20 protein-coding genes are annotated in these 16,794 nt (G+C 46.6%); 16 read left to right on the top strand and 4 right to left on the bottom strand.

What is annotated here, in order from left to right; genetic code table 11:
• Nucleotides 1-187 precede the first annotated feature (187 nt).
• Nucleotides 188-2,962 (bottom strand): phycobilisome rod-core linker polypeptide, encoded by a 2,775-nt coding sequence (locus QUB14_RS02385; RefSeq protein WP_333214105.1) that lies wholly within the window; start codon nucleotides 2,960-2,962, stop codon nucleotides 188-190.
• A gap of 683 nt (nucleotides 2,963-3,645) precedes the next feature.
• On the opposite strand from QUB14_RS02385, the gene QUB14_RS02380 reads away from it, so the two are divergent.
• Both QUB14_RS02380 and QUB14_RS02375 read left to right on the top strand, forming a co-directional pair.
• On the top strand, nucleotides 3,646-4,875 hold the full coding sequence (locus QUB14_RS02380; RefSeq protein ID WP_333214103.1) for a class I SAM-dependent methyltransferase: 1,230 nt from the start codon (nucleotides 3,646-3,648) through the stop codon (nucleotides 4,873-4,875).
• 405 nt (nucleotides 4,876-5,280) lie between these two features.
• Entirely contained in the window at nucleotides 5,281-5,526 is a 246-nt protein-coding gene (locus QUB14_RS02375) for a hypothetical protein (protein ID WP_333214101.1), read from the top strand.
• A gap of 151 nt (nucleotides 5,527-5,677) precedes the next feature.
• Here QUB14_RS02375 and QUB14_RS02370 read toward each other — a convergent pair whose 3' ends face one another.
• Entirely contained in the window at nucleotides 5,678-6,115 is a 438-nt protein-coding gene (locus QUB14_RS02370; protein WP_333214099.1) for a hypothetical protein, read from the bottom strand.
• Between the two features lie 413 nt (nucleotides 6,116-6,528).
• Nucleotides 6,529-7,299 carry a hypothetical protein gene (locus QUB14_RS02365; protein ID WP_333214097.1) on the bottom strand — a complete coding sequence of 257 codons (771 nt, stop codon included), beginning with the start codon at nucleotides 7,297-7,299 and terminating at the stop codon, nucleotides 6,529-6,531.
• Between the two features lie 227 nt (nucleotides 7,300-7,526).
• Between QUB14_RS02365 and QUB14_RS02360 the strand changes: the two genes are divergently transcribed.
• The 6 genes from QUB14_RS02360 to QUB14_RS02335 all read left to right on the top strand — a co-directional run bounded on the left by QUB14_RS02360 (nucleotide 7,527) and on the right by QUB14_RS02335 (nucleotide 9,647).
• On the top strand, nucleotides 7,527-7,832 hold the full coding sequence (locus QUB14_RS02360; protein ID WP_333214095.1) for a hypothetical protein: 306 nt from the start codon (nucleotides 7,527-7,529) through the stop codon (nucleotides 7,830-7,832).
• Between the two features lie 56 nt (nucleotides 7,833-7,888).
• Nucleotides 7,889-8,113 carry a DUF433 domain-containing protein gene (locus QUB14_RS02355; protein WP_333214093.1) on the top strand — a complete coding sequence of 75 codons (225 nt, stop codon included), beginning with the start codon at nucleotides 7,889-7,891 and terminating at the stop codon, nucleotides 8,111-8,113.
• Nucleotides 8,110-8,382: a DUF5615 family PIN-like protein gene (locus QUB14_RS02350; protein WP_333214091.1), complete on the top strand. Its 273-nt coding sequence runs from the start codon at nucleotides 8,110-8,112 to the stop codon at nucleotides 8,380-8,382. Before QUB14_RS02355 ends, QUB14_RS02350 begins: the two co-directional genes overlap by 4 nt.
• Before the next feature lie 329 nt (nucleotides 8,383-8,711).
• Nucleotides 8,712-9,077 carry a DOPA 4,5-dioxygenase family protein gene (locus tag QUB14_RS02345; RefSeq protein ID WP_333214089.1) on the top strand — a complete coding sequence of 122 codons (366 nt, stop codon included), beginning with the start codon at nucleotides 8,712-8,714 and terminating at the stop codon, nucleotides 9,075-9,077.
• A gap of 151 nt (nucleotides 9,078-9,228) precedes the next feature.
• Nucleotides 9,229-9,432 carry a type II toxin-antitoxin system HicB family antitoxin gene (locus tag QUB14_RS02340; protein WP_172184525.1) on the top strand — a complete coding sequence of 68 codons (204 nt, stop codon included), beginning with the start codon at nucleotides 9,229-9,231 and terminating at the stop codon, nucleotides 9,430-9,432.
• Nucleotides 9,429-9,647, top strand: coding sequence for a type II toxin-antitoxin system HicA family toxin (locus QUB14_RS02335; RefSeq protein ID WP_333214086.1), 219 nt, complete (start codon nucleotides 9,429-9,431; stop codon nucleotides 9,645-9,647). The genes QUB14_RS02340 and QUB14_RS02335 overlap by 4 nt, the downstream gene beginning before the upstream one ends.
• 37 nt (nucleotides 9,648-9,684) lie before the next feature.
• Here the strand turns inward: QUB14_RS02335 and moaA are convergent, their stop codons facing one another.
• Nucleotides 9,685-10,674: a GTP 3',8-cyclase MoaA gene (gene moaA / locus QUB14_RS02330; protein WP_333214084.1), complete on the bottom strand. Its 990-nt coding sequence runs from the start codon at nucleotides 10,672-10,674 to the stop codon at nucleotides 9,685-9,687.
• Between the two features lie 186 nt (nucleotides 10,675-10,860).
• Here moaA and QUB14_RS02325 point away from each other — a divergent pair, with 186 nt between their 5' ends.
• The 8 genes from QUB14_RS02325 (at nucleotide 10,861) to atpA (ending at nucleotide 16,783) form a co-directional block, all read left to right on the top strand.
• Nucleotides 10,861-11,310, top strand: a complete 450-nt coding sequence (locus tag QUB14_RS02325) for a nitrate reductase associated protein (protein ID WP_333214082.1) — start codon at nucleotides 10,861-10,863, stop codon at nucleotides 11,308-11,310.
• Between the two features lie 330 nt (nucleotides 11,311-11,640).
• Nucleotides 11,641-12,102, top strand: a complete 462-nt coding sequence (locus QUB14_RS02320) for an ATP synthase subunit I (RefSeq protein ID WP_006631103.1) — start codon at nucleotides 11,641-11,643, stop codon at nucleotides 12,100-12,102.
• 55 nt (nucleotides 12,103-12,157) lie between these two features.
• Nucleotides 12,158-12,916, top strand: a complete 759-nt coding sequence (atpB, locus tag QUB14_RS02315) for a F0F1 ATP synthase subunit A (protein WP_333214081.1) — start codon at nucleotides 12,158-12,160, stop codon at nucleotides 12,914-12,916.
• Between the two features lie 128 nt (nucleotides 12,917-13,044).
• On the top strand, nucleotides 13,045-13,290 hold the full coding sequence (gene atpE / locus QUB14_RS02310; protein ID WP_006631105.1) for an ATP synthase F0 subunit C: 246 nt from the start codon (nucleotides 13,045-13,047) through the stop codon (nucleotides 13,288-13,290).
• A gap of 97 nt (nucleotides 13,291-13,387) precedes the next feature.
• Entirely contained in the window at nucleotides 13,388-13,873 is a 486-nt protein-coding gene (locus QUB14_RS02305; RefSeq protein WP_006631106.1) for a F0F1 ATP synthase subunit B', read from the top strand.
• Between the two features lie 87 nt (nucleotides 13,874-13,960).
• A complete protein-coding gene (locus QUB14_RS02300) occupies nucleotides 13,961-14,488 on the top strand; it encodes a F0F1 ATP synthase subunit B (RefSeq protein ID WP_333054531.1) in 528 nt (175 codons plus the stop codon).
• Nucleotides 14,489-14,491: 3 nt separating this feature from the next.
• Entirely contained in the window at nucleotides 14,492-15,037 is a 546-nt protein-coding gene (gene atpH, locus QUB14_RS02295) for an ATP synthase F1 subunit delta (RefSeq protein WP_333214079.1), read from the top strand.
• Nucleotides 15,038-15,265: 228 nt separating this feature from the next.
• Nucleotides 15,266-16,783, top strand: a complete 1,518-nt coding sequence (atpA, locus tag QUB14_RS02290; protein ID WP_333214077.1) for a F0F1 ATP synthase subunit alpha — start codon at nucleotides 15,266-15,268, stop codon at nucleotides 16,781-16,783.
• Nucleotides 16,784-16,794: the final 11 nt, after the last annotated feature.

The raw sequence follows: 16,794 nt of genomic DNA, 5'->3' as shown, positions 1-16,794 counted from the left end.
CTCATCCTAATGACAACTGGTATAATATCCTCTTCATCAGCATTCATCAGCGGTTAAAAATTCAAAATTCATCAAGACAGCGCAACTACAAACCTGTCATAAAAAAGGGCTGGCAATTACGCCAGCCCTTCAACTAATTTGAGATGTTAAATTATTGCTAATTTAACATCTCAAACCTCAAATCAATCTAGCTTCTGTCAGTAGCAGCTACTGGCTCAAAGCTTGGAACCACCAACTCATCATTCTGCTTGGTGAGTAGATTGTACAGCCTTTCGGTATTCGGGAAATTCGCAGCAGGCAGAGTCGGGAAGCGACGGTAAGGAACAGTATCCTCGCCAAACGCCTCGGCATATTCAACGCTGTTCAACATTGCGTTGATAAAGCCCTTAATCCCTTTACTTGCCAAGATTTGGTTGTAGGTCCGAATCTCCGCTTGATTGCGGGGAGCGCGGCCTAAGAAGTGCTTCGTTCCCAACTCAATCACCTTAGTATTGGGATAAGGTGCGTAGAACTGTTTGATGTACAGGGACGAGCAGCCCAAAGCCTCAATGAACTCCTTGAGATTGATTTCATTGTTGCCCAGTTTGCTTTCCAGCGCCGTGAATTCATTCTTCACAACATAGGGATGGATGTCGCGCTCAAAAATTTGACGGTAAGTAGCTTGAATTAAAGTTTTCAAAGCTACTTTGTCCGAAGTATTCGTCAGCTTGAACACCTTAGTTTGTTCGCGCCGCTTGCTGACACCTTGAGCGAGGCTATTTTGTAACTCGAATTCGCCCCGATCGAGCGCAGTGCCGAGTTCGATAAACCGAGGAGTTTCTGGCGTCTGAGCTTGGACATTTTGCTCAGCGACGGAACCCGATCGCATCGTCCGCATCGACAAACCACCGGGAGTCACATAGCGCTCGTAGGGAACTGTATCTTCCCCAAAAGCTTCGTTGTACTCCGTGCTGTCGAGGATGGCATCGACCAGCGCGTAAAAACCCTTCTTGGAACAAATGTCAAAGTAAGCGTTCATTTCCTGGCGGCCGTAGGTAGGGCGTCCCAGGAGTCGGCGGTGAATGTACTCGATCGCCTTACAAACGTACAGCTTGCTCCAGTACATATTGCGGAACACGTCCGACTTCGCCAACATCCGAATAAACTCGCGCATCGGAATCTCGCCGTTTTCCAGCTTAATTTCCGCTACCTTTTGGCGCTGGCCGTCGAACACGTCGCGACCGAACACTTGCAGGTAAGCTGCCCGAATCACCGCTTGGGTGGAACTTTCGGTAAATTTGACACTGGAACTGTTGCTGTAGCTGCTAGAGACACCGCGAGCAGTTTTCTTGGAAGCCACATAGCCGCCTGGTAACTGGTCTAATTTAAAGACCTTGGGGCCCAGAGAACCAGGAGCAGCACCGCGAGCCGCCGGATTGCTCAACTGATTGTCAATCCCCGCACCTTGACGGATCAGGATGCGGCGGGTGTCCTTGCCGAAGGGAGCGGGACGGCTCTTGGGGTTGCGAGTTTCTTGCGGGAAAATCGCGCCGAACTGAATTTCCAGCGGATCGTTGCCAACACCGTAAACGTGCTGGTCTGGCAGAGGCTGGGTGTACCCGGCAAACAAGGTGATGAACTGAGGAACCTTGCGGAACGGAGCGCTGAAATTGAACAAATCAATTTGCGGGCCCCAGTTGCGACACTCCTGAGCTTCTTGGCCCAAACCGCGTAGGTAAGGCACTGTTTCTTCGCCGAAGTAATCGGAATACTCCTGGGAATAGACCATCGCGTCTACAAGGGCTGGCAGGCCGCCTTTGCTGACGATCGCAAAATACTTGCTAAATTCCTCCCGCGAGCTCAAACCGCGGCCTAGGAAGTGGCGGGCGGCCAATTCTACAGCGCGGCTGTTGACAAACGGCTCGTAGAATTGCTGGCGGTACAGAGGAGATGTGCCAAGGCGGCGAATAAACTCTTTCATCGAGATTTCGCCATTTTTGACCTTGGATTCCAAGTCAGAAATGCTTTGGCTGTATGCGCGGCTAATGTCGCGCTCAAAAACTTGGCGGTAAGCTGCTTTGATTACTTCTAGCTTTTCCCCCCCAGACAGGCCGGTTTTCATGACGAATTTCGACCGTCGCTCGGAGGCGTTGAAGTAGATTTGGGGCAGTTGCAGCCCTTGCTGGTCGTTGCTTTCACGCTGCCGCACCTTGTCTGAAGGTGTGGGAGCTTTGAATTCGGTAATTGCTACGTCGAAATACTGTCCGACGATCGCAGCGGCCTCTGCATTGTTTCTGAAATAGCCCAAAGATGCTGCCTTCATTTCCTGCATTGCCACAATTGTGGCCGCCGAAGAGCAAGCATTTTCGATGATTTCCCGCAATCCGCGCACGTTCACCGAAATAATGTTCGGGTCGCCAGCGACGATCGCGTAGGTGATGTAGCGCAAAAACCAGCTCAAGTCCCGCAGAGATTTGGTCATGTTGCCCGGGCCGTAGCGCGAGACATTGATCGGCTGAAATCCTGCTGGGATTGGGCCGCTGTAGCCGCCACCGTTGCCAGAAAATAGATTTCCCAGCCCCAAGAATCCGCCGCCGCCTGAGCCGTTGCCGCCGCCTGCGCGACCTTCAACGTAGGTAACAGTTCCCAGTTTCATGCCTTCAGTGACATTCCCCGAGCCGCCGCGAGCCGCGCCTGCTACAGCCATCGCAGGTTCTTGTGGTCTTTCCAAGAATGCCAGCGGGGAACCGCCGGTAAAAATCCGGTTGGCTGCGCGGGATACTATCAGTTCCGAGTTTTGGGTCAGCGTCGCAGAGATATCGATCCGAAGAGCCCCTGAACTGAAATAACTTGCCAGTTCGCTGAGTTCGCCCCGCTGTAGAAAGCGGTCTTGCTGTTCTGCTTGCGAAATTGTTGCGACCGGTACAGTTTGATATAGTTGCGGACGCGCAACCGAGCTTCCACCACTTGCCTTTACAGTCATTAGACTCCTTCGCTCCCTATCTAAATAGTTGCAGCATTTAACCCGACTAACCTTGCCTTCTCATGCAGGGCAAAGTAGGTATTTTTGCTTTGTTTACTTTTTGCCTTTACCCGTCACGAGGTTCGGGCGCGCTTACTTTCTTAGATTAAAATGTTTTGGTTTCATCTTTCTGCCTGCCGGGAAATGTCCGATCCGAAGGCAGGCACGGGGTACTCCCTCCGCTGCGCTCCGCCGGCATACCCGTGGAAAAAAAGACTCGGCAGGAGAGTTGCCTTTGGGCGATTGCAGCAAGTGCCGTCAATTAAGGGAAAAGAAAATCAAAAATTTTCTTCGGCCTTTTTCTGGGCGTTTAACTTTCTGCTTAAAGACGCCTCCGCTTTACCAGACAGTTCAGCGGTGGGTTATTGACAGTCCTTGTTTGTTAAAAAGCCTGCCGACATTTATTGTATAGATTTAAGAGAGCGTATATGAGAAAAAATGATAAGTTTTATTACGCACGAGCTGTCAGGGCTTGGCAGTCATGGGTTGGTCGATCGCCCGATCCCTCTGTTTGAGGCTTGCCCAACTATCGCGAAGCGACACTTTTGTTGCGAGTAACGCAGCCACAGAAGTGCATGGCGTAGCGCTGTTACCCCGTAGCTACTGACAACCAATCTCAAAACCCACGCACTATTACCTCACCTATGGATACTACGCCTGATATCAGCGCTGCCGTGCGGCGGCTTTACGATACTTTCCCTTTCCCGCCCGATCCTTTGTCAGATGAACCGCCGCCTGGATACAACTGGCGCTGGAGTTGGCCTGATGCTTACAATTTTTGCACCGGGCAAAAGCCGCCAAAACTGGATATTCGGATTTTAGATGCTGGCTGCGGCACTGGTTCGAGCACCGATTATCTGATTCACCTCAATCCTGAAGCTTCGGTGACGGCGATCGACCTGAGTGAAGGTGCTTTGAAAGTAGCACAAGAACGCTGTCGGCGCTCGGGAGCGCGTGAAGCAGATTTTCGCCACCTCAGCTTGTACGATGCCGCCGAGTTAGAGGGCGAGTTTGATTTGATCAACTGCGTCGGCGTGCTGCACCACTTACCCGATCCGATCCGGGGCATTCAAGCGCTGGCGGCGAAGTTGGCGGAGGGTGGTTTGATGCACATTTTTGTGTATGCTGAGCTCGGACGCTGGGAAATTCAACTCATGCAAAGGGCGATCGGGCTTCTTCAAGGCCCGCAAAAAGGTGACTATCCCGATGGTGTGAAAGTAGGCCGTCAAATCTTTGCTTCCTTACCAGAAAACAACCGTCTTGTCAAGTACGAAAAACAGCGTTGGGCAGGAGAAAATCGGCGGGACGAATGTTTTGCTGATATGTACGTTCACCCGCAGGAAATTGACTACAATATCGAGACTTTGTTCGAGTTAATTGACGCTTCGGGATTGGAATTTATCGGTTTCTCAAATCCGGGATATTGGCAGTTAGAAAGACTTTTGGGGAAAGCACCAGAATTGATAGAAAGAGCTCAGGGTTTGACGGAACGAGAGCTTTATCGATTAATTGAATTGTTGGATACGGAAATCACTCATTACGAGTTTTTCTTGGGCAAAAAGCCTGTTAATAAAATTGATTGGTCGGACGATCGGGCACTTTTGGCGGCAATTCCAGAGTTGAGTAGTTGTATGCACGGTTGGCCTAGTCAACAAGTGTTTGATTGCAACTACCAATTGCTCAATTTGTCAAGTGCGGAATTTGAGTTTTTGCAAGGTTGTGTACCCCCCCCAGACAGGGCGGGCACGGGGGCACCGCCCCTACAAGGTGGTGGGAAGAGTGTTGGGGAGATTTTGGCGGATGTGGAGATGGGATTGGATGAAGTGCGATCGATCTTATCAAAACAGCTAATTTTGCTAACACCGAAATTATAGGGCTTTTTCATTATTTGAACGAACCGCGAAGACGCCAAGAGCGCGAAGGAAGAACTGCATCTCTTTCTTTCTCTTCCTTCGCGTCCTTCGTGCCTTCGCGGTTCATTTTATCTTACTCCTAAAATCCCAAATGGATTGACACAGGCCCCCGTCTGCGGCTACGCTTTGAAGTTAGAGGTTGCTTTGCTTGTAGAGGAAGTACCCCGCGTCGCCCAAAAATCTAGTTGCACTGCCCAAAGCTGCTGGTAACAGCAATGGACAGCATAACCGCCAAACTGATATCAGCAGTCTGGAGGCTAACGGAGTATCTTAACATCCTCTGTAGCCGCCCTGCTATGCGTTGAAAAGCGGGGCGGCTGGGTTTTTGGGTTTTTCTAGAAAACCTAAAACCAGGAGAACATAATTATGTCACAGGAATTCTTGCCTGACGACAACAAATTTGCACGGCCAAATGACGACTCAGCAGCAGAATCGGAACAGGATGTGGTGTGTGTAACGGTGACAGGTTCGCAATCGGGTGTCAGGGAAACCATACTCACTTTGTACCGCCTGGGATTTGCCCAAGTTGGCGATTGGAGTCCCCTACAACGTGCAGCTAATCCGAACCAAGTGATGAGTGTGCTGATTCGCCGTCGGAAGCGCAAAGCCTAGATGTTTGCTCGTTCCCAGGCCTTAGCTTGGGAACACCTTCCATGAGCATCTGCCTCCTGTTTTTATTTTTATCCGTTAGCGAGGCAGAGCCTCTGGATCTCGGTTCCCAGGCCTTAGCCTGGGAACCAGTTAAGAAGACCAACAAAAAAAGCTATAGGTTGCGATTAATTCTTTGAATCGGTCGGACGTAATTTGTATTAGCTCTAACCCAGCAGCGAAATCGACTGAATGAAGTACCAACCCATAGCCAAGGTTTTCCCCGTCGGTCAAGAGAAATTCCAACAGTATCAAATCTTTCTCCAGGTGGCATAACTCTATCAACGGGCAACTCAAGCATATCCAGTCGGTTACTCGGACCAGTCCTATCTTGACAGCGAACATTCAAACCTTCTGGATCTACGGCTTCCCACACCCAAGGCATGACTACACTATTTCCGTTGACAATGCGGTAGTCTCCATTTTTGTCAGCCTCTGGATATGTGTTGGGATTTTGAACTTGGAGCAACGGAGTAGCGACACTCCCACCAGAAAAAGAAGGAAAGAAAACTCCGGCAGTAGAGATTAGACCAATCAAAAGATTTTTAAACATAAGAACGATATACCTCACCTGACCAAAAAACCCTATACACCTGAAGGTTTAACGTAAAAAAGCTAGACCCGCAACCGCTCCAACCTTACCAACACTCCCACCGCTCCGACCGTGCCAGCGAAACGATCACCAGACTTGCCAACCATGCCAGCCGTACCAGTGTGACAGTCCGAACACATTCCATGAGGCTCTGCCTCCTGTTTTTATTTTTATCCGTTAGCGAGGCAGAGCCTCTGGATCTCGGTTCCCAGGCTAAGGCCTGGGAACCAGTTAAGAAGACCAACAAATATCAGGCACGTTACTTTACTAAATCAGGAAAGAGTGATTTCCTGATTTAGAGCGTCAAACATCTAGAACTGTGTGTATGTACAAGTGATGGAAGGATATCGAAAACTTTACTTTACTAAGTTTAATTAAAGATCGTTATAAGCATCATCATTCCAATATTCATCTTCTTCTAAACTGAATGAACTTTCGTTTGTCACGTGACCTAACAAAAATCCATCAACATGGCTTAAACGACCTCTCCAAAAACCCCAATCGGTTGTTCTAGTTCTAGAATTGCCAAATTGAATCTCAGCACTTGATAAATAGATAAATTCTTGATTTCTCAGTTTTCTTCCTTCTCTAAAGGAATCTAAAAATTTAACTCTACTTTCATCTGTAGGATAAATACTAATAGCCTTCTTGATATGTTTTCTTATGTTTACAAAATACCAATTTTCATTACTCAACCACCCTTTAACAACTATACCTTGAACAAAAAGAGTGATGGGAATAGTTATGCTATCTTGATACGCTAGTTCTACCAGTTCCATTAAAAACAAATCTGAATCTGATGAGAGGAAACTTTTTTCTTGACCCGTATAAGATGTGTCTAAATTCTTTTTGTTTTCAAATTCTACAACGTACTCAATTCTTACTATAAACTTAGCCTTCTCAACCTCATCAACAATTATCCTTTCTTCTTTAAAAATTTTTGATTTATTTTTAACTCTAGCTTCAATAATGTAATCTAGCTCTAAAGATAAAGATGTAAAATTACTAATCTTAATTAACTCACCTACTTCTAAACCTAAGTCAAAATCGTACCTAGCGACCTCTGTCAAAGTAAAACTATCTTCAACAGATTGAAATAAAGAATCCTTTCTAAAGGTAGGCATCATTATATGTGAAGTAATCATACAGAACATTCCTAAATTACAGTAAAGTAGTTTAACACAAAACATTTTTAAAGACATCAACTATTTACATCTCGACACTTGATGCAAAAAAGCTAGACTGACACAACCCCGCCACCGCTCCAACACTCCGACAGCGCTAGACCCGCAACATTCCCACCGTGGCAAGGTGCAACCGCTCCGACACTGCCAACACTCCGAGCCGTGTCAGACGTGCTTAGGGTGCAATTGTGGCAGCCGTGCCAGTGCCAGACGTGCAATCGATCCCAAAACCTCACAACAGGGCGTCTATCCTGCAATTTTGGAGCCGTGCCACCCATGTCAGCCGTGGCAAGTGTCAAGCCGATCGCCCCGTGTCGATCGGACTGCCGCCAATTTTGGAGTCTTATTGGTGGAAAACCCTACTAAATTCGGCAGACATCAAAGCCTGCCTTGCTTTTGCCGCAGACCATGAGAAAACTGATCCGCCTTGGCTACTTTCAACGTCAGGGTTCTTTTTTTCTCACTACTTGCTCAAACCTGAAATCCTGACCTAAACAAACCAGGACTATTTGCAGCTATAATTACGCTTATTAGTACAAAATATTGCTTTATGGACTACCACGACATCATCATAATTGAACCGGGAAAACGCAGTGGCAAACCATGTATTCGGGGAATGCGAATCACCGTCTACGACATCTTAGAATATCTCGCAGGTGGCATGACGGAAGCAGAAATTCTGGAAGATTTTTCCGAACTAACTTCGGCAGACATCAAAGCCTGCCTTGCTTTTGCAGCGGATCGTGAAAAAAAGTTATTTGTGGCATCCCTGTGAAACTACTGTTGGACGAAAACCTCTCAGACCGAATTCTTCAGAGAATTATCGGTTTGTATCCCGATTCTGCTCATGTCAAAACCCTAGGACTGACAAATACTGATGATGCAGAAATTTGGGAATATGCAAAGGCAAATGATTTTGTGATTGTTTCCAAAGATTCTGACATTCATCAACGGAGTTTACTTTACGGTCATCCTCACAAATTTATTTATCTCCGTGTTGGCAATTGCTCAACATCTAAAATTGTTCAAATTCAGCGAGAGTAAATCGACATAATTAGTCAGTTTTGATAGAGAGAATCAGAGAGTATGCTGGTATTGTCGTAGTATAAAACCAAAAAAGCAAAGACTGAGGAGATATCAACTTAAGGAGTTTACAGGAGTGAAGAAAATATCCAGCAAGTTAATACCAATTTAATGTGAAGTTGCACATATCTCGATCCCCCTAAATCCCCCTTAAGAAGGGGGACTTTGAGAAAAATCTTGTCCCCCCCTTATTAAGGGGGGTTAGGGGGGATCAGATTCTATGCAGCTTCATAAAAAATTGGTATAAGCTAATATAAAGTTGTTGATCTCTGCTCAATAATCCACTGAAAATGATGAAAGAAGACACCATTAACATCGTTGGTTTTCATGGACATATTTACTTCGACGCTGATAATCGCGATGCCGCAGCGCGTGTACGAGAAGGATTGACTCAGTTTGAGGTGCAGCTTGGGCGTTGGCATGACAAACCCATTGGCCCCCACCCGCAAGCAATGTATCAAGTTGCATTTTTACCAGACCAGTTTGGCAAAGTGCTTCCCTGGTTAATGCTGAATCGTGAGGGGCTCAATATTCTCATTCACCCTGAAACAGGCGACGATGTGGCAGACCATACGAAACATTCTTTGTGGCTAGGAGAGAAACTAGAGTTGAATGTCGAAGTCCTGCGACCTAGGACAGGTAACGCCAGCTTATGATCGATCCGCGCGCAAGGCGAGGGCGTTTCTCCAGACTGACTTATCCCTGATAATAGATAATTAGCCGCCGATTTGAGACATGGTGCGGCTATAATTTCCTGTATTTACTAATAATAGTTATAATATCCTTAACAAATGACTGAATAAATGTATGAAAATTAGAGCAATCATCCATCCCGCAGAAGAAGGTGGCTATTGGGCTGAAGTTCCCGCACTTCCCGGGTGTATTACCGAAGGAGATACTATGGAAGAAGTGGTGGCTAATTTAAAAGATGCGATTGAAGGTTGGCTCGATGTTGCTAATAGTCGTGAAGCAATTGCCTCCACAGATAAAGTTGTTGAAATTGCTGTATGAAATCTATTTCAGGAAAGCGACTGTGCAAAATAGTAGAGCAGAAAGGTTGGGTTTTGAAAAGAGTTACTGGCAGTCATCATATCTATGAAAACGCCGAAATAGAACAAATTTTGTCAATTCCAGTTCACCGGAATCAAGATTTGAAAGTTGAAACCTTAAGAGCCTTGATGAAAATAGTCCAGCTATCTGAGGAAGATTTACAAAGTTTGTCTTAACTATAATGTATTTTGAGAGCGATCGATTTCGGGTAGTTTACCCGCCGATTTGAGACATGGTGCGGCTGTAATTTCCTTGAGTAGTTCCCGAATCTCGCTGCTTGAAATTAATCTCCGGTTTCATCTCCAATATCTGCCGCACTCGATCGCGCAATTCGCTTGTAGGAGTCCCGCTGCGGAGAGCAGTTTTTAAGTCAATTTGACCCGTTTCGTTCAGCAGACAAGGCCGCAGCCACCCGTCAGCAGACAAACGCATCCGGTTGCAGCGATCGCAAAAACACTCGGACATTTGGCTGATAAATCCTAAAGTGCCTTTCGCCCCCGGAATTTGAAACACATCCGCCGGCCCGTTACCGCGCACTCCCGACTCGGCTAACCCGTATTTGTCGCTAATTTGTTGCCGCAATTCTGCCGAAGCTACCCAACCTTTATCGCCAAATAAATCCCCATTCCCGATCGGCATAAACTCAATAAAACGAACGTGCCAATTGCGGTTAATTGTTAACGCCGCTAAATCCAATATTTCGCTGTCATTCACACCGGGAATTACCACAACATTCAGTTTCAGCGGGTCGAATCCAGCTTGATAAGCCGCTTGAATTCCCTCCCAAACCTGCGTCCACCGCGATCGTCCCCGACTGCCAATTATCTTATCAAAAGTCTCCGGTTCCAAGGAATCCAAACTAATATTAATCCGGCGCAAACCAGCATTGTAGAGATTTTCCGCCATTCCCGCCAGCAAAAAGCCGTTGGTTGTCATTGACAAATCTCGCGTTTCCGGCAAAGATGCGATCGACCTCACCAATTCCACCACCCCAGGCCGCAGCAGCGGTTCCCCACCAGTCAACCGAAACTTGGTAAATCCCACCGGTATAAAAACTTCCCGCAGCAGAGTTAGCAATTCCGAGTGAGTTAACAACTGCTGCTGCAATACATAGTCCAACTCGCTACCTTCCGGCATACAGTAGAGACAGCGGAAGTTGCAGCGGTCGATTAAACTAATCCGAAGGTAGTCTACGGTATCCATGTCAATAGTTTGTAATATTATTTAATTATAAATGCTGACTCGATTTTCTGCAATTATTGATAGAGAGCAATAAACCTGCATCAATTTCTTTTCACCTTCCCCCTCCTCTCTTACTCTGCGCCCTCTGCGCCCTCTGCGGTTAATAAAAAAAATCTCATTGACAACTGAAATAAACTTGCTAAATATATGTTCTTTGAATTTGAAGCTGATTTTGTCGAAGCTTTGCGCTGCATCCCCATGCAAGTACGTCTCAAGTTAGATACTTGCGGCATTAAATTAAAGTTGCAGGATTGGAATCATTTCAACCAAGCAGAACGGCAAAGTCTTGTAGAGGAACCTTGCTTGACAGAAGCAGAAATTATTGATTACCGAGAAAAGCTAAATCAAATATTAATTCAACAGACAGGCAAACCGGGAACTGATTTGGCGGTTGATGAAAATCCCCCGTGGATGGATGCTGCAACTGTACCGGAGTCGGTTTCTGCAAAAGCGCAAGAGCTCGGCGTGACACTTTCTTTGGCACAGTGGGCGAGTTTGCAGCCTCTACAGCGATTTGCTTTAATTAAGCTTAGTCGATCGAGCCACGAGAATAAAAATTTCGTCCCCGCGCTTCAAGAGTTTAAGGTTATTGAATGAGATCGAATTTAGAATTAACTCTTGTACCGCGCAGAGGCAGACAAGGGAGAGTTACCTCATCGATTCGGGCGATCGTCCTTTCTCACTTCTCACTAAGTGAGAATTACTTAGTGAGAACTGGCAGAACAATGTGTAACAAAGTGCAGTGTGGCGGTGGGAGAGGTAGGGTGAGGTCGATCGGACATTTAACGGGTTGAGGTTTCCGACGCGCCCGACACCAAATTCCGAAAATATGATTAATTTTATTTTAAGTATTGTTACCGCAGCGTGGTATGATTTTTCTGAGTTTGCAAAGCACTCGCCTGCTACCTGCATTAGTTTCTGAGCTTCGTGAACACGCAAAACACACCCACCGAACCCGCAGCAGCAAACGAGGATATTCCTCAAGCTGGCACAGTCTCGACAGTCTCGACAGCCTCGTCCGAGACTAGCAATCCCATGCAAGACTTTTATCGCCTCCAACAAGAGTTGTTGGCGTACACCCTTGCTTTTACGGCGATTATTTTTATCTCCGTTTGGATTTTTTACTCGCTCAATATTGCCCTGAATTATTTGCTTGGGGCGAGCACAGGTGTGGTTTACTTAAAGATGTTGGCTAGAGACGTTGAACGAATCGGCAGCCAAAATCAGCGCATCAGCAAGACAAGGCTCGGTGTGTTTTTAGCGGTGATGATAGTAGGAACACAGTGGAATCAGCTACAGATTTTACCGATATTTTTGGGATTTCTGACTTACAAAGCTGCGCTGTTGGTTTACGTGATCCGAAGTGCATTAGCACTAGACTACAGGTAGGTCAGGCAATTCGAGCAAAACTCAACTCATCGATTTGTATGGGGAAGCCCGTTGAATGGCAATGCTTGACGTTCTAAACACCTTTAATCGTTTCCCCCTCGGCAAATTGGAAGTTGGCCAGCAGTTGTACTGGCAACTCGGCAATCTGAAAGTGCACGGGCAGGTTTTTCTAACCTCCTGGTTTGTAATTGCCGTTTTAGTCGTAGTTTCGATTTTAGGAACCAGCAAAATCCAGCGAATTCCCAGCGGAATGCAAAATTTTATGGAGTATGCGCTGGAATTTATTCGGGACTTGGCTAAAAACCAAATTGGGGAAAAAGAATATCGCCCTTGGGTACCGTTTATTGGTACATTATTTCTGTTCATCTTTGTGTCAAACTGGTCTGGCGCTCTAATTCCTTGGAAGCTAATTAAGCTGCCATCAGGTGAATTGGGAGCTCCTACCGCTGACATCAACACGACGGTAGCATTTGCACTGCTGACTTCTCTAGCATATTTTTATGCAGGTCTCAGCAAAAGCGGCTTGGGGTATTTCGCCCACTATGTTGAACCGGTGCCTTTCATGTTGCCGTTCAAAATCATAGAAGATTTCACTAAGCCTCTGTCCCTAAGTTTCCGTTTGTTTGGCAACATTCTTGCGGACGAATTGGTGGTCGGAGTGCTAGTGTTGCTAGTGCCTTTATTTGTTCCTCTGCCAGTGATGGTTCTGGGACTATTTACCAGTGCAATTCAAGCTTTGATTTTTGCAACCTTAGCCGCAGCCTACATAGGTGAAGCTCTAGAAGGCGGTCACGGCGAAGAACACCACGATTAACTAACGATAAACGGCGAAGAATGAAGGAGGAAAAAGAAAAATTCTGAACTCAAACTTCCTCCCGTTAAATCGGACAATTCTGTAGACTATCTGTTCTCAATTTTGTACTTTAGATAAGGAAAATCATCATGAACCCAACAGTTGCTGCCGCTTCCGTAATTGCCGCCGCTTTGGCAGTAGGTTTAGCTGCAATCGGCCCTGGCATCGGTCAAGGAAATGCAGCAGGTCAGGCTGTAGAAGGGATTGCCCGTCAGCCGGAAGCAGAAGGTAAAATTCGCGGCACCTTGCTGTTGAGTTTGGCGTTCATGGAAGCGCTCACAATTTACGGTTTGGTCGTAGCCCTAGTGCTGCTGTTTGCCAACCCCTTCGCATAATAATTGGAAATTTTAGATTTGAGGTTTTGGCGATTCTAATCCAAAATCTCAAATCTAAAATCGATTAAGCGAATTAGATGGAAGCCGTCAAAAAATCATGATGCACTGGACAGTATTACTAGCAGTTGAAGAAGCGGCTAAGGAAGGCGGACTGTTTGATATAGATGCTACGCTGCCTCTGATGGCGGTGCAGTTTTTAATTCTAGTCGCAGTCTTGAATGTAATTTTTTACAAGCCGCTCAGCAAGTCAATTGACGATCGCGCCGATTACATTCGCAACACTCAAGTCTCCGCCCAAGAACGCTTGGCAAAAGCTCAGCAACTAGCGCAGCAGTACGAGCAAAAACTGGGAGAAACTCGCAAACAGTCTCAATCAGTAATTGCTGCTGCTCAAGCTGATGCCCAAAAAATTGGGGCAGCAAAAGTAGCTGAGGCTCAACAAGAAGCTCAAGTCGCGCGAGAAAAGGCTGGGCAAGAAATAGAGCAGCAAAAGCAAGAAGCAATGCGCTCACTAGAACAACAAGTAGACGCGCTCAGCGGCCAAATTCTCGAAAAGCTATTAGGGCAGTCGCTGGCCAAATAGCGAGACAGAAGAGTTTTAGATTTTTGAGGGAATCTCAAATCTAAAATCGCTTCACCCAATCTGCACGCGCAATTATGGAAGAGTATCATGGGGACTGTTTTATTGCTAGCCACAGAAGCTAGCGGCGAAGGTGGTTTCGGTTTAAATTTCGATATTTTAGAAACCAACCTGATTAACCTGGTCATTATTATTGCAGTGCTGTTTTATTTCGGGCGCGGATTTGTAGGTAAAATCCTGACAGAGAGGCGTTCGGCCATCCAAGAGGCGATTCAAGATGCAGAAAAACGCCAAAAAGATGCAGCAGCAGCTCTAGCAGAGCAACAGCAAAAACTGACTCAAGCGCAAGCAGAAGCCGAACGAATTCGTGCCGCTGCTGAAGAAACTGCCAAGAAAGCAAAAGAAGCAATTCTAGCTCAGGCAGCGCAAGACGTTGAACGAATGAGAGCAACAGCAGGTCAAGAGTTGGAAGCGGAGCGGGAAAGAGCGATCGCCCAACTGCGATCGGCGGTTGTATCTCTGGCATTAGCAAAGGTGGAAAGCCAGCTAAAAACTAGCTTGGACGACAGCGCTCAACACCAATTAATCGATCGCAGCATTGCGTTACTGGGAGGCTAAAACGTGAGTACAGTCAGCACAGAAGTCTTACAGCCTTACGCATCTGCCTTGATGTCACTGGCTCAGTCCAACAATCTCTCAGAGAAGTTTGGCGAAGATATTCGTTCCTTACTGAGCCTGCTAGAAGGTTCGGAAGACTTGCGTCAATTTTTAGCCAATCCGCTGGTAAAACCGGATGCTAAAAAAGCCGTGATTGGGCAAATAGCGGGTGAAGAAATGAGCCCCTTGATGCACAGCTTTCTGAAGCTATTAGTAGACAAAGGAAGAATTCTTTTTTTAGAAGGAATTGGCAAACAATACTTGGCAAGGCTCCGAGAACTAAACCAAACAGTATTGGCTGAAGTTACATCGGCAGTCCCGCTTTCAGACGCTCAACAGCAGACTGTTCGCGAGAAAGTGCAGGCGATGACCAGCGCTAGTCAAGTAGAAATTGAAACCAAAATAGACGCAGATTTAATCGGCGGTGTGGTAATCAAAGTAGGCTCTCAAGTAATTGATGCCAGCCTGCGGGGACAATTGCGCCGTCTGGGACTTCGCTTGAATTCCTGATTTAAGGAAGCAGGAAGTTCGGCAACGAGCAATGTACGGGATGTAACGGATAGAAGGAAGAAGGAAGAAAGAACAAGGGAAGAATTAAACAGGAATCAGGAATAAATTAATTTCTGTTTTCGAGCTGTTATTCCCAAATGTTTATTACCAAATCCCAATTCTTTCTGGCAGAAAACATCGACTGATAACTGACAACTAACAACTGACAACTGACAGATAATAACTAACATGGCAGCAATCAGACCTGACGAAATTAGCAGCATTATTCGCCAGCAAATTGAGCAGTACGACCAAGACGTAAAAGTCTCTAACGTCGGTACTGTTCTGCAAGTAGGCGATGGCATTGCCCGGATTTATGGCTTGGATAAAGCTATGTCTGGGGAATTGCTAGAATTTGCCGACGGCACCGTGGGCATTGCACTGAACTTGGAAGAAGATAACGTCGGCGCAGTGCTGATGGGCCAAGGTTTGGGAATTCAAGAAGGTTCGGCAGTTACTGCTACTGGCAGAATTGCTGAAGTCCCCGTGGGTGAAGCAATGTTGGGACGGGTAGTTGATGCTTTGGCCCGTCCGATTGACGGCAAAGGAGAAATTAAAACTACTGAATCTCGCTTGATTGAATCTCCGGCACCGGGGATTGTTTCTCGACGTTCTGTTTACGAACCGATGCAAACAGGAATTACCGCTATTGATGCGATGATTCCGGTGGGAAGAGGACAGCGGGAACTGATTATCGGTGACAGACAAACCGGTAAAACTGCGATCGCGATCGACACGATTATTAACCAAAAATCGGAAAACGTGATCTGCGTTTACGTAGCGATCGGTCAAAAAGCTTCTACAGTAGCTAACATCGTCAACGTCCTGCAAGAAAAGGGCGCGATGGACTACACGATCGTAGTAGCAGCCAACGCTAGTGACCCCGCAACCCTGCAATACTTAGCTCCCTACACAGGTGCTAGCTTAGCCGAGTATTTCATGTACAAAGGCAAGCACACTTTGGTCATTTACGATGACCTTTCCAAACAAGCACAAGCTTACCGCCAAATGTCTCTGTTGCTGCGCCGTCCTCCCGGTCGCGAAGCTTATCCCGGAGACGTGTTTTACCTGCACTCTCGCTTGCTAGAACGCGCTGCTAAATTGAGCGACGATTTGGGCGAAGGCAGCATGACTGCTTTGCCAATTATCGAAACCCAAGCTGGTGACGTTTCTGCTTACATTCCGACGAACGTAATTTCGATTACCGACGGTCAAATCTTCCTTTCTTCTGACTTGTTTAACGCTGGTTTGCGTCCTGCAGTAAACCCCGGTATTTCGGTATCGCGGGTAGGTTCGGCGGCTCAAACTAAGGCGATGAAAAAAGTAGCCGGTAAGGTGAAATTGGAATTGGCGCAGTTTGAAGAACTGGCAGCATTTTCTCAGTTTGCTTCTGACTTGGATAAAGCTACTCAGAATCAATTGTCGCGCGGTCAGCGCTTGCGGGAACTGTTGAAACAGCCCCAAAGCTCGCCTTTGCCGATGAACGAACAAGTGGCTGTAATCTATGCCGGTATTAACGGCTATATGGATGACATTCCGGTGGAAAAAGTCAGCAAGTTTACTGTTGGTTTGCGCGACTATTTGCGGACTAGCAAGCCGAAGTACGGCGAAATTGTTCAAGGCGGAAAAGCTTTGACTGATGAAGCTGAGAAGCTGCTGAAAGAAGGCATCACTGAATACAAGCAAAGTTTTCTAGTTTCTGCGTAGACAAGTAGGAA

The organism is Microcoleus sp. B3-D2 (genome assembly GCF_036705345.1).
In the GTDB taxonomy this organism is placed as follows: Bacteria; Cyanobacteriota; Cyanobacteriia; order Cyanobacteriales; family Microcoleaceae; genus Microcoleus.
The sequence above is the reverse complement of the archived record's forward strand: the minus strand, read 5'-3'. Positions and strand labels throughout refer to the sequence as shown.